Annotated in this window: 11 protein-coding genes, 4 tRNA genes and 1 rRNA gene; 1 reads left to right on the forward strand and 15 read right to left on the reverse strand. The window is 51.3% G+C overall.

Annotated elements, in window-relative coordinates; all coding sequences use genetic code 11:
* Positions 1 to 6: 6 nt before the first annotated feature.
* The 12 genes from rpoB to FD428_RS20400 all read right to left on the reverse strand — a co-directional run bounded on the left by rpoB (position 7) and on the right by FD428_RS20400 (position 9,840).
* Positions 7 to 4,035, reverse strand: coding sequence for a DNA-directed RNA polymerase subunit beta (gene rpoB / locus FD428_RS20345; RefSeq protein WP_024130652.1), 4,029 nt, complete (start codon positions 4,033 to 4,035; stop codon positions 7 to 9).
* Between the two features lie 319 nt (positions 4,036 to 4,354).
* On the reverse strand, positions 4,355 to 4,720 hold the full coding sequence (gene rplL / locus FD428_RS20350; protein ID WP_012133812.1) for a 50S ribosomal protein L7/L12: 366 nt from the start codon (positions 4,718 to 4,720) through the stop codon (positions 4,355 to 4,357).
* 66 nt (positions 4,721 to 4,786) lie between these two features.
* Complete coding sequence (gene rplJ, locus FD428_RS20355) at positions 4,787 to 5,284, reverse strand: 50S ribosomal protein L10 (protein WP_004097644.1); 498 nt, start codon at positions 5,282 to 5,284, stop codon at positions 4,787 to 4,789.
* A gap of 355 nt (positions 5,285 to 5,639) precedes the next feature.
* Entirely contained in the window at positions 5,640 to 6,347 is a 708-nt protein-coding gene (rplA, locus tag FD428_RS20360) for a 50S ribosomal protein L1 (protein WP_012133813.1), read from the reverse strand.
* Between the two features lie 3 nt (positions 6,348 to 6,350).
* The gene (gene rplK, locus FD428_RS20365; RefSeq protein WP_012133815.1) at positions 6,351 to 6,779 is read right to left on the reverse strand and encodes a 50S ribosomal protein L11; all 429 of its coding nucleotides are present in this window, start codon (positions 6,777 to 6,779) and stop codon (positions 6,351 to 6,353) included.
* Between the two features lie 156 nt (positions 6,780 to 6,935).
* Positions 6,936 to 7,481, reverse strand: a complete 546-nt coding sequence (gene nusG / locus FD428_RS20370) for a transcription termination/antitermination protein NusG (RefSeq protein ID WP_003862341.1) — start codon at positions 7,479 to 7,481, stop codon at positions 6,936 to 6,938.
* Between the two features lies 1 nt (position 7,482).
* On the reverse strand, positions 7,483 to 7,866 hold the full coding sequence (gene secE, locus FD428_RS20375; protein WP_012133816.1) for a preprotein translocase subunit SecE: 384 nt from the start codon (positions 7,864 to 7,866) through the stop codon (positions 7,483 to 7,485).
* Between the two features lie 231 nt (positions 7,867 to 8,097).
* On the reverse strand, positions 8,098 to 9,282 hold the full coding sequence (gene tuf / locus FD428_RS20380; RefSeq protein ID WP_012133818.1) for an elongation factor Tu: 1,185 nt from the start codon (positions 9,280 to 9,282) through the stop codon (positions 8,098 to 8,100).
* Between the two features lie 116 nt (positions 9,283 to 9,398).
* Positions 9,399 to 9,474, reverse strand: a tRNA-Thr gene (locus FD428_RS20385).
* 5 nt (positions 9,475 to 9,479) lie between these two features.
* Positions 9,480 to 9,554 (reverse strand) — tRNA-Gly (locus tag FD428_RS20390).
* A gap of 117 nt (positions 9,555 to 9,671) precedes the next feature.
* Positions 9,672 to 9,756: transfer RNA gene (locus FD428_RS20395), tRNA-Tyr, on the reverse strand.
* A gap of 8 nt (positions 9,757 to 9,764) precedes the next feature.
* A tRNA-Thr gene (locus tag FD428_RS20400) sits at positions 9,765 to 9,840 on the reverse strand.
* Between the two features lie 397 nt (positions 9,841 to 10,237).
* Between FD428_RS20400 and coaA the strand changes: the two genes are divergently transcribed.
* On the forward strand, positions 10,238 to 11,191 hold the full coding sequence (gene coaA / locus FD428_RS20410) for a type I pantothenate kinase (RefSeq protein WP_024130653.1): 954 nt from the start codon (positions 10,238 to 10,240) through the stop codon (positions 11,189 to 11,191).
* A gap of 30 nt (positions 11,192 to 11,221) precedes the next feature.
* On the opposite strand, the gene birA is transcribed toward coaA, so the two are convergent.
* The 3 genes from birA to rrf all read right to left on the reverse strand — a co-directional run bounded on the left by birA (position 11,222) and on the right by rrf (position 13,485).
* Entirely contained in the window at positions 11,222 to 12,184 is a 963-nt protein-coding gene (gene birA, locus FD428_RS20415; protein ID WP_012133821.1) for a bifunctional biotin--[acetyl-CoA-carboxylase] ligase/biotin operon repressor BirA, read from the reverse strand.
* Positions 12,181 to 13,209, reverse strand: a complete 1,029-nt coding sequence (murB, locus tag FD428_RS20420; RefSeq protein WP_114848823.1) for a UDP-N-acetylmuramate dehydrogenase — start codon at positions 13,207 to 13,209, stop codon at positions 12,181 to 12,183. The genes birA and murB overlap by 4 nt, the downstream gene beginning before the upstream one ends.
* 160 nt (positions 13,210 to 13,369) lie before the next feature.
* Positions 13,370 to 13,485, reverse strand: a 5S ribosomal RNA gene (gene rrf, locus FD428_RS20425).
* Between the last annotated feature and the right edge of the window lie 61 nt (positions 13,486 to 13,546).

The following is a 13,546-nucleotide window of genomic DNA, read 5'->3' on the forward strand; positions in this document are numbered from 1 at the left end:
CGAGAATTACTCGTCTTCCAGTTCGATGTTGATACCCAGCGAACGAATCTCTTTCAACAATACGTTGAAGGATTCCGGCATGCCCGGTTCCATCTGATGGTTGCCGTCCACGATGTTCTTATACATCTTAGTACGGCCGTTCACGTCATCAGACTTAACGGTGAGCATTTCCTGCAAGGTGTATGCTGCGCCGTATGCTTCCAGCGCCCACACTTCCATCTCCCCGAAGCGCTGACCACCGAACTGCGCCTTACCACCCAGCGGCTGCTGAGTAACCAGGCTGTAGGAACCGGTGGAACGAGCGTGCATTTTGTCGTCGACCAGGTGGTTCAGTTTCAGCATGTACATGTAACCTACGGTTACCGAACGCTCGAACTGTTCACCGGTACGGCCGTCAAACAGCGTGATCTGGCCGGAAGTCGGCAGGTCACCCAGTTTCAGCAGCTCTTTAATTTCCGCTTCTTTCGCACCGTCGAACACCGGCGTTGCGATCGGCATACCTTTGCGCAGGTTTTCAGCCAGACGCAGAACTTCTTCATCGCTGAAGGTATTCAGGTCAACTTTCTGACGAACGTCAGCGCCCAGATCGTACGCACGCTGGATGAATTCGCGCAGTTTCGCGACTTCCTGCTGCTGTTTCAGCATGGCGTTGATCTTATCGCCGATACCTTTCGCAGCCATACCCAAGTGGGTTTCCAGAATCTGACCGATGTTCATACGAGACGGTACGCCCAGCGGGTTCAGTACGATGTCTACCGGCGTGCCGTTTTCATCGTAAGGCATATCTTCGATCGGGTTGATCTTAGAAATTACACCCTTGTTACCGTGACGACCTGCCATCTTGTCACCAGGCTGGATACGGCGTTTAACCGCCAGATATACCTTAACAATCTTCAGCACGCCCGGTGCCAGATCGTCGCCCTGAGTGATTTTGCGGCGTTTCGCTTCGAGTTTTTTCTCGAACTCGTGTTTCAGTTCGTCGTACTGCTCAGCCAGTTGCTCCAGCTGATTTTGTTTCTCTTCGTCGGTCAGGCCCAGTTCCAGCCAGCGATCGCGCGGCAGTTTGTCGAGCTTCTCAGCTTCAACGCCACCGGAAACCAGCACAGCGTGGATACGGCTAAACAGGCCAGCTTCGAGGATCTGCAATTCTTCAGACAGGTCTTTCTTCGCCTGCTTCAGCTGCATCTCTTCGATTTCCAGCGCACGTTTGTCTTTTTCTACGCCATCGCGAGTAAAGACCTGAACGTCGATAACCGTACCGGAAACACCGTTTGGTACGCGCAGAGAAGAGTCTTTAACGTCAGACGCTTTCTCACCGAAGATCGCACGCAGCAGTTTCTCTTCTGGCGTCAGCTGGGTTTCACCTTTCGGCGTTACCTTACCAACCAGAATGTCGCCGCCGGTCACTTCCGCACCGATGTAAACGATACCGGATTCATCCAGTTTAGAGAGTGCAGCTTCACCCACGTTCGGGATATCAGCGGTGATCTCTTCCGGCCCCAGCTTGGTGTCACGAGACACACAGGCCAGTTCCTGAATGTGGATGGTGGTGAAACGGTCTTCCTGGACAACACGCTCGGAAACGAGGATGGAGTCTTCGAAGTTGTAGCCGTTCCACGGCATGAACGCTACGCGCATGTTCTGACCCAGCGCCAGTTCACCGAGGTCGGTGGACGGACCGTCAGCCAGCACGTCGCCGCGCTCAACCGGCTCACCCAGAGAAACACACGGCATCTGGTTGATACAGGTGTTCTGGTTAGAGCGGGTGTATTTGGTCAGGTTGTAGATGTCGATGCCTGCTTCGCCCGGGTACATCTCGTCTTCGTTAACTTTGATAACGATACGGGACGCATCCACGTACTGAACAGTACCGCCACGTTTAGCAACCGCAGTTACACCGGAGTCAACGGCAACAGCACGTTCCATACCGGTACCAACCAGCGGCTTATCAGCGCGCAGAGTCGGAACCGCCTGACGTTGCATGTTCGCACCCATCAATGCACGGTTGGCGTCATCGTGTTCCAGGAACGGGATCAGGGACGCACCGACGGAAACCACCTGCTGGGTGGAAACGTCCATGTAGTCAACCTGGTCGCGGCTGAACAAGCTGGATTCGCCTTTGCTACGGCAAGTAACCAGATCTTCTACAAAGTGGCCTTCGTCATCCAGGTTGGAGTTCGCCTGAGCGATAACGTAGTTACCTTCTTCGATAGCAGACAGGTAATGAATTTCGTCAGTCACAACGCCGTCGGTGACTTTACGATACGGAGTCTCGAGGAAACCGTATTCGTTAGTCTGTGCGTACACGGACAGGGAGTTGATCAGACCGATGTTCGGACCTTCAGGCGTTTCGATAGGACATACGCGACCGTAGTGGGTCGGGTGTACGTCTCGAACTTCGAAGCCTGCGCGTTCACGGGTCAGACCGCCTGGGCCGAGTGCGGAGATACGACGTTTGTGCGTAATCTCAGACAGCGGGTTGTTCTGGTCCATAAACTGAGACAGCTGGCTGGAACCGAAGAACTCTTTCACTGCCGCAGAAATCGGTTTGGCGTTGATCATGTCCTGAGGCATCAGGGTATCCAGATCGCCCAGAGACAGACGCTCTTTCACCGCACGCTCAACACGCACCAGGCCAACGCGGAATTGGTTTTCCGCCATTTCGCCTACGGAACGGATACGACGGTTGCCGAGGTGGTCGATATCATCGACTTCGCCTTTACCGTTACGGATATCAATGAGCTTCTTCATCACGTCAATGATGTCGTCTTTGCTCAGGATACCGGAACCTTCAATTTCGTCGCGCAGCAGAGAACGGTTGAACTTCATACGACCAACCGCAGACAGGTCATAGCGGTCTTCGGAGAAGAACAGGTTCTCAAACAGGCTTTCAGCCGCTTCACGAGTCGGCGGCTCACCCGGGCGCATCATGCGGTAGATTTCTACCAGCGCGCTCAGACGATCGTTGGTCGGGTCGATGCGTACCGTTTCAGAAATGTACGGGCCGTGATCCAGATCGTTGGTGAACAGCGTTTCGATACGCTTGTGGCCAGACTGGCTCAGCTTCGCCAGCAGATCCAGGCTCAGCTCCATGTTCGCTGCGCAGATCAGCTCGCCAGTTGATTCGTCAACGTAGTCTTTAGACGCCACTTTACCCGCGATGTACTCAACCGGAACTTCGATATGTTTGATATCGTCTTTTTCCAGCTGGCGAATGTGGCGCGCAGTAATGCGACGACCTTTTTCGACGTACACTTTGCCGTTGGCTTCGATGTCAAAGGAGGCGGTTTCACCACGCAGGCGTTCCGGCACCAGTTCCATCTGCAACTTGTTGTCGCGGATCTCGAAGATCACTTTCTCAAAGAACAGGTCCAGGATCTGTTCAGTGGTGTATTGCAGTGCACGCAGAATGATGGTCGCAGGCAGTTTACGACGACGGTCGATACGGACAAACAGGTTGTCTTTCGGATCGAACTCGAAGTCCAGCCATGAACCACGGTAAGGAATGATACGCGCGTTATACAGTACTTTACCGGAAGAGTGAGTTTTACCTTTATCGCTGTCGAAGAAGACACCCGGGCTACGATGCAGCTGGGAAACGATAACACGCTCAGTACCGTTGATAACGAAAGTACCGTTGTCGGTCATGAGCGGAATTTCGCCCATGTAGACTTCTTGTTCTTTAATGTCTTTTACGGTGCCTTCCGGCGCTTCGCGCTCGTAGATCACCAGACGCAGTTTTACGCGCAGCGGTGCGGAATAGGTCACGCCACGGATCTGACATTCCTGAACGTCAAACACCGGTTCGCCAAGGCGGTAGCTGACGTATTGCAGCTCGGAATTACCGCTGTAGCTCTGAATCGGGAACACGGAACGGAATGCAGCTTCCAGACCGTACTGCCCTTCAGGATCTTGCTCGATAAACTTCTGAAACGAGTCAAGCTGGATAGAAAGGAGATAAGGTACATCCAGAACTTGTGGACGTTTACCAAAATCCTTACGAATACGTTTTTTCTCGGTATAGGAGTAAACCATAGGGTTCCTCAGCTCGCTGACAAGTCGACCCATCTGTCCTGCGGAGGGACAGTTTGTGCAACACTATTTTGTTGACCGGAAAATGGAATACTTTCCGCAATGCCTGTTGCTATCACGCTTAAACCATTTCATTGCGATTTACACAGAACGGGCGTTCTGTCGCAGTATATTAAGTCGTCGATAGAAACAAGCATTGTCAGGACAACCAGTAGTCAAACAGTGTGAAACGCTACTGGCGCCTTACAGCGCAAAAAGGCTGGTGACTAAAAAGTCACCAGCCATCAGCCTAATTTCTTAGGCTGCAACCGGAAGGGTTGGCTTATTTAACTTCAACTTCAGCGCCAGCTTCTTCCAGAGATTTTTTCAGAGCTTCAGCGTCATCTTTGCTCACGCCTTCTTTCAGAGCGGCCGGAGCAGATTCTACCAGGTCTTTAGCTTCTTTCAGACCCAGGCCAGTCGCGCCACGTACTGCTTTGATAACAGCAACTTTGTTAGCGCCAGCAGCTTTCAGAATTACGTCGAATTCAGTTTTTTCTTCAGCAGCTTCAACCGGGCCAGCAGCTACAGCTACAGCAGCAGCAGCGGAAACACCGAATTTTTCTTCCATTGCAGAGATCAGTTCTACAACGTCCATTACGGACATAGCGGATACTGCTTCAATGATTTGATCTTTAGTGATAGACATTTAAATTGTTCCTGAATATCAGAATAAGTTTATACGTAAGCGGATGCGTTACAAAGATAACTGCGATTAAGCAGCTTCTTTCGCATCGCGTACAGCAGCCAGAGTACGAACCAGTTTGCCAGCCGAAGCTTCTTTCATGGTTGCCATCAGGCGTGCAATTGCTTCTTCGTAGGTCGGCAGAGTTGCCAGGCGGTCGATCTGAGACGCCGGGATCAGCTCACCTTCAAAGGCAGCGGCTTTGACCTCAAATTTTGCATTCGCTTTCGCGAACTCTTTGAACAGACGAGCAGCAGCGCCCGGGTGTTCCATAGAGTATGCAATCAGGGTCGGACCAACAAACGTGTCTTTCAGGCACTCGAACGGAGTACCTTCAACGACGCGGCGCAGCAGGGTGTTACGAACAACACGCATGTAAACGCCAGCTTCACGACCTGCTTTACGCAGTTCAGTCATTTTATCTACAGTTACGCCACGGGAATCCGCAACTACTGCAGACAGCGCGCCTTTGGCTACTTCGCTGACTTCAGCAACAATCGCTTGTTTGTCTTGAAGATTTAAAGCCATTAGCTTTGCTCCTGGATGTTTGCCAGAGCTCATGCTCTGGAACTCACTTCACTCTCCTCAACGAGAAGAGCGTCTTAATACGGTGAGCAGAAACAAGCCAGAGTATAAAAAATAATCTTAGCGTTCTGTCACCGTCTACGCAGGGCATTAAGTTTCTTACGAAACACCTGCGGTCTTCGACGGAGGCCTGGATAGGCCAGGCTCCAACGAACAAATCTTGTCTATGACTTCGCCCTTTGAACCGTAGCCGCGTTAGCTGCTACAATTCAAATGACTCACATAGAGTTCTGTTTATTTCAACAGAAACGTGGGGGTAAGATTGTAGACAAAATCACCGCCCACGTAAAGGCGAATATTAGTTCGCCACAGTCGCAGTCAGACCGGACTGATCAACGGCAACGCCAGCACCCATGGTGGTGGAGATGCTAACTTTCTTGATGTACACGCCTTTCGCCTGAGTCGGTTTTGCTTTTTTCAGCGCAACCAGCAGAGCTTCCAGGTTTTCTTTCAGTTTGTCAGCGTCAAAATCCACTTTACCGATGGTGGTGTGGATGATGCCGTTTTTGTCGTTACGGTAACGAACCTGACCAGCTTTAGCGTTCTTAACCGCTTCAGCAACGTTAGGCGTTACAGTACCCACTTTCGGGTTCGGCATCAGGCCACGCGGACCCAGAACCTGGCCCAGCTGGCCAACAACGCGCATTGCATCCGGGGAAGCAATAACAACGTCAAAGTTCATTTCGCCTTTCTTGATCTGTTCAGCCAGATCTTCCATACCTACCAGTTCAGCGCCAGCAGCTTTAGCAGCTTCAGCGTTTGCACCTTGGGTAAATACGGCTACGCGAACGGAACGGCCAGTACCGTGCGGCAGTACAGTTGCGCCACGTACGTTCTGGTCAGATTTACGCGCGTCGATGCCGAGGTTAACGGCAACGTCTACGCTTTCTACGAACTTAGCAGTGGCCAGTTCTTTCAGCAGAGAGATAGCTTCGTTGATGTCGTACTGTTTGGTCGCATCAACTTTCTCACGGATCACACGCATGCGCTTGGTCAGTTTAGCCATTTCTTAGTCCTCCACTACCAGGCCCATGGAACGTGCAGTACCTTCGATGGAGCGAGTCATCGCTTCAATGTCGGCACCAGTCATGTCGGCAGCTTTGGTCTGCGCGATTTCCTGCAGCTGAGCGCGGGAAATTTTACCTACTTTGTCTTTGTTCGGCTTGCCGGAACCAGACTTAATACCAGCCGCTTTCTTCAGCAGAACTGCTGCCGGAGGCGTTTTGGTAATGAAGGTGAAAGAACGGTCAGCGTAAACGGTGATAACAACCGGAATCGGCAGACCTTTTTCGATGGAATCAGTTTTTGCGTTGAACGCTTTGCAGAATTCCATGATGTTTACGCCCTGCTGACCCAGAGCCGGACCTACTGGCGGACTCGGGTTAGCCATACCAGCTGCAACTTGCAGCTTGACGTAGGCTTGTACTTTCTTAGCCATTGCAATTTCCTCGTTTGGGTATAACGCCTGAAAACAGGCTCCCCGTGATATAAAAAATCGTTTTACGGGCCAGGCCCATAAAAACAAAAGGCGCGAAATTGTATTCCAATCTCGCGCCTTGTGCAACGATTAAATCGCCGCTTTTTTGATCGCTACTTAGGCTTTCTCAACCTGGGCAAAGTCCAGTTCTACCGGGGTCGCACGACCAAAGATAGAAACAGACACCTTCAGGCGGGACTTCTCGTAGTCCACTTCTTCAACAACGCCGTTAAAGTCAGCAAACGGACCGTCGTTAACACGAACCATTTCACCCGGTTCAAACAGCGTTTTCGGACGCGGTTTATCACCGACCTGTTGCAGGCGGTTCATGATCGCATCAACTTCTTTGTCGCTGATTGGCGCCGGACGGTCAGATGTACCGCCGATGAAGCCCATCACACGCGGAACACTGCGCACCAGGTGCCAGCTTGCGTCGTTCATCACCATCTGAACCAGGACGTAGCCCGGGAAGAATTTGCGCTCGCTTTTGCGACGCTGGCCACCACGGATTTCGACCACTTCTTCGGTCGGCACCATGACTTCACCAAACAACTCTTCCATATTGTGTAATTTGATATGCTCACGCAGCGATGTTGCTACGCGGCCTTCAAAACCGGAAAACGCCTGAACGACGTACCAGCGCTTTTTAGGAGCTTCAGACATCTCAGAACCTCAGGCCAGTGATAAAGGATACCAGGCGAACCAGAATACCATCCAGTCCCCACAGGATCAGTGACATTACTGCGGTAACCGCAGCCACAATCAGCGTGGTGTGCAATGTTTCCTGGCGAGTCGGCCAAATGACCTTACGGACTTCGGTACGCGCTTCACGGGCAAAAGCAACGGTTGCTTTACCTTTTGTCGTCAACAGCGCGACACCACCCGCTGCAGCAATCAGAATTACTACGGCCAGCGCACGCAGCGGCAGCATCATGTCGCGATAGAGGTAGTTGCCCACAATAGCCACAAGCAGCAATGCGACAACAACGACCCACTTCATCGCTTCCAGGCCGCGCCCGCTTCCTTGAGCTTCGGTATTCGCACTCATAAACCAACCTGTCAGAAGTATTCTACAAACATTTTCACCCCGCGTATGCGAGGCAATCCAAACCGAAATGCTCTGTGTTGCGTTTCGGACTAAACGCCCTCAGCAGAGCCTGTCTCAGCAATGATTATGACAAAAAAAATCACTGATGAGCCAGGTTCTGATGTGAAAGCGTACAAAAAGGGCATCAAATGATGCCCTTTTATTGCGCATTGCGTCAAATGTTATCAGCGATTAGCCGAGAACTTTAGCAACCACGCCTGCGCCAACAGTACGGCCGCCTTCACGGATTGCGAAACGCAGACCGTCGTCCATCGCGATCGGGTGGATCAGGGTAACAACCATTTTGATGTTGTCGCCCGGCATTACCATCTCTACGCCTTCCGGCAGTTCGATGGTGCCAGTCACGTCAGTTGTACGGAAGTAGAACTGCGGACGGTAGCCTTTGAAGAACGGAGTATGACGGCCGCCTTCATCTTTGGACAGAATGTACACTTCAGATTCGAACTTGGTGTGCGGCTTGATGGTGCCCGGCTTAGCCAGTACCTGACCACGTTCGATTTCTTCACGTTTGATACCACGCAGCAGAACACCTACGTTCTCACCAGCACGGCCTTCGTCCAGCAGTTTGCGGAACATTTCAACGCCAGTACAGGTAGACTTCGCAGTCTCTTTGATACCAACGATTTCAACTTCTTCGCCCACTTTGATGATACCGCGCTCTACACGACCGGTAACAACGGTACCACGACCGGAGATGGAGAATACGTCTTCGATCGGCAGCAGGAACGGCTTGTCAATCGCACGCTCTGGTTCCGGGATGTAAGAATCCAGGTAGCCAGCCAGTTCGATGATTTTCGCTTCCCACTCTGCGTCGCCTTCCAGCGCCTTCAGAGCAGAACCACGAACGATCGGCGTGTCGTCGCCCGGGAAATCGTACTGAGACAGCAGTTCACGCACTTCCATCTCAACCAGTTCCAGCAGCTCTTCGTCATCAACCATGTCGCATTTGTTCAGGAACACGATGATGTACGGAACACCTACCTGACGACCCAGCAGGATGTGCTCACGGGTCTGCGGCATCGGGCCGTCAGTCGCAGCAACAACCAGGATCGCGCCGTCCATCTGTGCAGCACCGGTGATCATGTTTTTAACATAGTCGGCGTGGCCCGGGCAGTCTACGTGCGCGTAGTGGCGAGTCGGGGTGTCGTATTCAACGTGAGAAGTGTTGATGGTGATACCACGAGCTTTCTCTTCCGGCGCGTTATCGATCTGGTCGAATGCGCGAGCAGCACCGCCGTAGGTTTTAGCCAGTACGGTAGTGATTGCAGCGGTCAGCGTTGTTTTACCATGGTCAACGTGGCCGATAGTACCGACGTTGACGTGCGGTTTTGTACGTTCAAACTTTTCTTTAGACATCGATTGTCCCTCTAAGACACGGATAAATCGGTGATATCACCACATCAACCAGGCGATATGCCTGAATTGTTGAATATTTAAGTTTATACAGAGAGAAACGGGAAGGAGAAGTGAAGTGGTGCTGATACCCAGAGTCGAACTGGGGACCTCACCCTTACCAAGGGTGCGCTCTACCAACTGAGCCATATCAGCACGTCTGGAGCGGGCAGCGGGAATCGAACCCGCATCATCAGCTTGGAAGGCTGAGGTAATAGCCATTATACGATGCCCGCATCCTGGAACTCGGCTACCCAGTTCTTTCTGTAACAAAAAAAGAGACATGTCTCTTTTCTTATTCGAACCGGTTAATTTTTTCAACCAGTTCAGACAGCAAATGCGCTGCCAGAAAGTGGTGGTGGGGGAAGGATTCGAACCTTCGAAGTCTGTGACGGCAGATTTACAGTCTGCTCCCTTTGGCCGCTCGGGAACCCCACCGGACTTGATGGTGCCGACTACCGGAATCGAACTGGTGACCTACTGATTACAAGTCAGTTGCTCTACCTACTGAGCTAAGTCGGCATCAAGTAGCGCGCATTCTATGGAGACCTGCGACCTCATGCAACTAAAAAATTGCATAAAATGTTCTATCGCTCACATTTTGCACGACAAGACTGCTAAATGGCCTATTTTTAGTCAGGTCAGTGCGATTTTTCGACACCAGGATGCTAACGGCTTAACGGAGAGCATCATCATATCTGCGTTTGAAAGAGAAAAATTCTTCTTTTACATATGGTATATCCGTCACATTGCGTTTCAGGGATAACTTATCAGGAGAGATTTTTTCTTATTATTCCCTCCCATCTGGTGTTACCCTCCTGCCCATTGTCCAAATTAACTGAAATGTGTCGTGCCATTGCATGCCGGGGATGATTCGTTTTTTTATCGCTGACCTGATGTAGCAATGACAGCCAGAAACATGCTTATGAGTAAAGAGCAAACGTTAATGACGCCTTACCTACAATTTGATCGCAACCAGTGGGCTGCGCTTCGTGATTCCGTGCCGATGACCCTGACCGAGGGCGAAATCGCACGACTCAAAGGCATTAATGAAGATTTATCACTGGAAGAAGTTGCCGAGATTTATTTGCCCCTGTCGCGTTTGCTAAATTTCTATATCAGTTCAAACCTGCGTCGTCAGGCTGTTCTGGAGCAATTTTTAGGCACTAACGGCCAGCGTATTCCTTATATCATCAGCATCGCCGGTAGCGTTGCCGTGGGCAAAAGCACCACCGCGCGCGTACTGCAAGCGCTGCTGAGCCGCTGGCCGGAACATCGTCGTGTCGAATTGATCACCACTGACGGTTTTCTGCACCCTAACCAGGTGCTGAAAGATCGCGGGCTGATGAAGAAGAAAGGCTTTCCTGAGTCTTACGATATGCACCGTCTGGTGAAGTTCGTTTCCGATCTCAAATCAGGGGTGCCAAATGTTACCGCGCCAGTCTATTCACACCTGATTTATGATGTGATTCCAGACGGAGATAAAACCGTCGCGCAGCCCGATATATTAATTCTTGAAGGCTTAAATGTACTACAGAGTGGAATGGATTATCCTCACGATCCACATCATGTATTTGTTTCTGACTTCGTTGATTTTTCTATTTATGTTGATGCGCCTGAAGATTTACTCCAGACGTGGTACATCAACCGCTTCCTGAAATTCCGTGAAGGGGCGTTCACCGACCCAGATTCTTATTTCCATAATTACGCAAAATTATCGAAAGATGAAGCGATCAATACCGCCGCATCGTTATGGAAAGAAATCAACTGGTTGAACTTAAAGCAAAATATTTTACCCACTCGTGAACGGGCCAGTCTGATTATGACCAAAAGCGCCAATCATGCGGTCGAACAAGTCAGGTTGAGAAAATAATGTAAAAAGGGAGCGTTAGCTCCCTTTTCATTATTCTGCGCTGCGTAAAGATATTTCTCCGCCCATCCACGGCTTAATTACGCCATCCTGTTCAAGCAACAACGCGCCTTGCGCATCTATCCCACGGGAAATACCAAATATTTCTTTATCACCAATAATCAGTTTAACCGGTCGGTTAATAAAATTATCCAGTTTTTCCCAGCGAGACAGGTAAGGTGCCAGACCTTCCTGCTCAAAGAGTTCCAGCGCCGCACGCAACTCTTTGATTAACGTCGCCGCCAGCATGTTGCGATCAAGCGTAATGCCCGCTTCCTGGAGATTGATCCATCCCTGATTCACGACGCCTTCTTCCACACGGCGCATGGCCATATTGATACCTGCGCCGATAACGATTTGTGCAGCGTCGCCCGTTTTACCCGTAAGCTCAACCAGAATGCCTGCCAGCTTGCGATCGAGTAAATAGAGGTCATTAGGCCACTTAACCCGAACCTTCTCTGCCCCCAGATCGCGCAGAACCTCAGCCATCACAATGCCGATCACCAGACTCAGCCCGATCGCGGCTGCCGGCCCCTGCTCCAGACGCCAGTACATAGAAAGATACAGGTTCGCACCAAATGGAGAGAACCATTTCCGCCCACGACGACCACGCCCAGCCTGCTGGTATTCCGCTACACAGGCATCACCCGACGTCAACTGGCCAATACGGTCCAGCAGATACTGGTTCGTCGAATCGATAACCGGAAGTACCGTGACATTCCCGCTGTCCAGTTGTGCATGGATGACAGAAGCATCTAATAATTGGATAGGTTCTGGCAGGCTATATCCTTTGCCAGGTACGGTAAACACATCAACTCCCCAGTCACGCAGCGTCTGGACATGCTTGTTGATGGCTGCGCGGCTCATTCCCAGCGTTTCACCCAGCTGTTCACCCGAATGAAACTCACCATCGGCCAGCAAAGAGATCAGCGTCAGGGGAACGGTATTATCCTTCATGCAATGATCTCCACAGCATTCACTTCACCGGTCTGCCCGATAAACCGAACTTCCGGTTCCAGCCAGACATTAAATTTCTCACCCACGTTCTGACGCACATGATGCGCGAGTTTCACCACATCCTCGCTTGTCGCATTATGTGCGTTAATCAGCACCAGGGCCTGCTGACGATGTACCGCAGCGCCCCCAATACTGACGCCTTTTAGCTGGCACTGATCGATCAACCAACCGGCAGCCAGCTTCACTGAACCATCGGCCTGCGGGTAATGTGGCGCACCGGGAAATTGCGCCAGTAATGTGTGCGCAATCTCTGCTGCAACAACAGGATTTTTAAAGAAGCTACCTGCATTACCATTTACTTTTGGATCGGGCAGTTTCGTGGTGCGCATATGGCATACGGCATCAAACACCTGCTGCGGCGTGACCGTTTCAGGTTCAAGGCGAACCAGGTCGCCATAAGTCAGTACGGGCTGCCACTGTTTTGGTAAACGCAGGCCGACAGCCACAATGGCGTAACGATCCTGATATTCATGCTTGAAGATACTATCACGATAACCAAAGCGGCACTCTGTGGCACTCACCCGTAGAGGCTTTCCGGTTGCCAGCTCGACACAATCCACATAGTCACAGACCCGCTGTAGTTCTACACCATAGGCGCCAATGTTCTGGATAGGAGAAGAACCGACGCACCCCGGAATAAGCGCCAGATTTTCCAGCCCCGGCATACCTTGCTGGAGAGTGTATCGTACCAGGTTATGCCAGTTTTCCCCCGCCCCTACGTGCAAGTGCCATGCTTCGGGTTGCTCTGTCACCTCAATACCTTTGATACGGTTGATAATCACCGTTCCATGAAAGGTATCAAGAAACAGAACGTTACTCCCTTCGCCCAGTATCAGTACCGGATGATTTGATGCTTTAGCCGATTGCCAGGCATCCAATAGTTGTTGTTCATTTTCGGCACAGACAATCTCGTTAGCGCGTTGATCGATACCGAAGGTATTCCAGGGTTTGAGGGAGTGATTCATAGACGCTTTCCTGATGCAAAATCGCGTCTAGTTTACCGCATATGTAACAGTATGGCTTGTGGTTATGTAGGTGGGATAAGGCGCAGCCGCCATCCGGCTGCACCCGGGCGCATGAACGCAAAAAGGCCATCCCTCAGGATGGCCTCTTCACTTAATTAATGCCTGGCAGTTCCCTACTCTCGCATGGGGAGACCCCACACTACCATCGGCGCTACGGCGTTTCACTTCTGAGTTCGGCATGGGGTCAGGTGGGACCACCGCGCTACGGCCGCCAGGCAAATTCTGTTCGTCTAATGCCTCCGGCATTAAACACTAATCTGTAATCAGGCTGAAAATC

This window comes from Citrobacter sp. TBCP-5362, assembly GCF_005406305.1.
In the GTDB taxonomy this organism is placed as follows: Bacteria; Pseudomonadota; Gammaproteobacteria; order Enterobacterales; family Enterobacteriaceae; genus Citrobacter_B; species Citrobacter_B koseri.

What these genes read in the sequence shown, in the direction of transcription:
- rplK (WP_012133815.1), bottom strand. Translation starts at nt 6,779, where the DNA reads ATGGCTAAGAAAGTACAAGCCTACGTCAAGCTGCAAGTTGCAGCTGGT.
- rpoB (WP_024130652.1), bottom strand. Translation starts at nt 4,035, where the DNA reads ATGGTTTACTCCTATACCGAGAAAAAACGTATTCGTAAGGATTTTGGT.
- nusG (WP_003862341.1), bottom strand. Translation starts at nt 7,481, where the DNA reads ATGTCTGAAGCTCCTAAAAAGCGCTGGTACGTCGTTCAGGCGTTTTCC.
- birA (WP_012133821.1), bottom strand. Translation starts at nt 12,184, where the DNA reads ATGAAGGATAATACCGTTCCCCTGACGCTGATCTCTTTGCTGGCCGAT.
- coaA (WP_024130653.1), top strand. Translation starts at nt 10,238, where the DNA reads ATGCTTATGAGTAAAGAGCAAACGTTAATGACGCCTTACCTACAATTT.
- murB (WP_114848823.1), bottom strand. Translation starts at nt 13,209, where the DNA reads ATGAATCACTCCCTCAAACCCTGGAATACCTTCGGTATCGATCAACGC.
- tuf (WP_012133818.1), bottom strand. Translation starts at nt 9,282, where the DNA reads ATGTCTAAAGAAAAGTTTGAACGTACAAAACCGCACGTCAACGTCGGT.
- rplL (WP_012133812.1), bottom strand. Translation starts at nt 4,720, where the DNA reads ATGTCTATCACTAAAGATCAAATCATTGAAGCAGTATCCGCTATGTCC.
- secE (WP_012133816.1), bottom strand. Translation starts at nt 7,866, where the DNA reads ATGAGTGCGAATACCGAAGCTCAAGGAAGCGGGCGCGGCCTGGAAGCG.
- rplJ (WP_004097644.1), bottom strand. Translation starts at nt 5,284, where the DNA reads ATGGCTTTAAATCTTCAAGACAAACAAGCGATTGTTGCTGAAGTCAGC.
- rplA (WP_012133813.1), bottom strand. Translation starts at nt 6,347, where the DNA reads ATGGCTAAACTGACCAAGCGCATGCGTGTGATCCGTGAGAAAGTTGAT.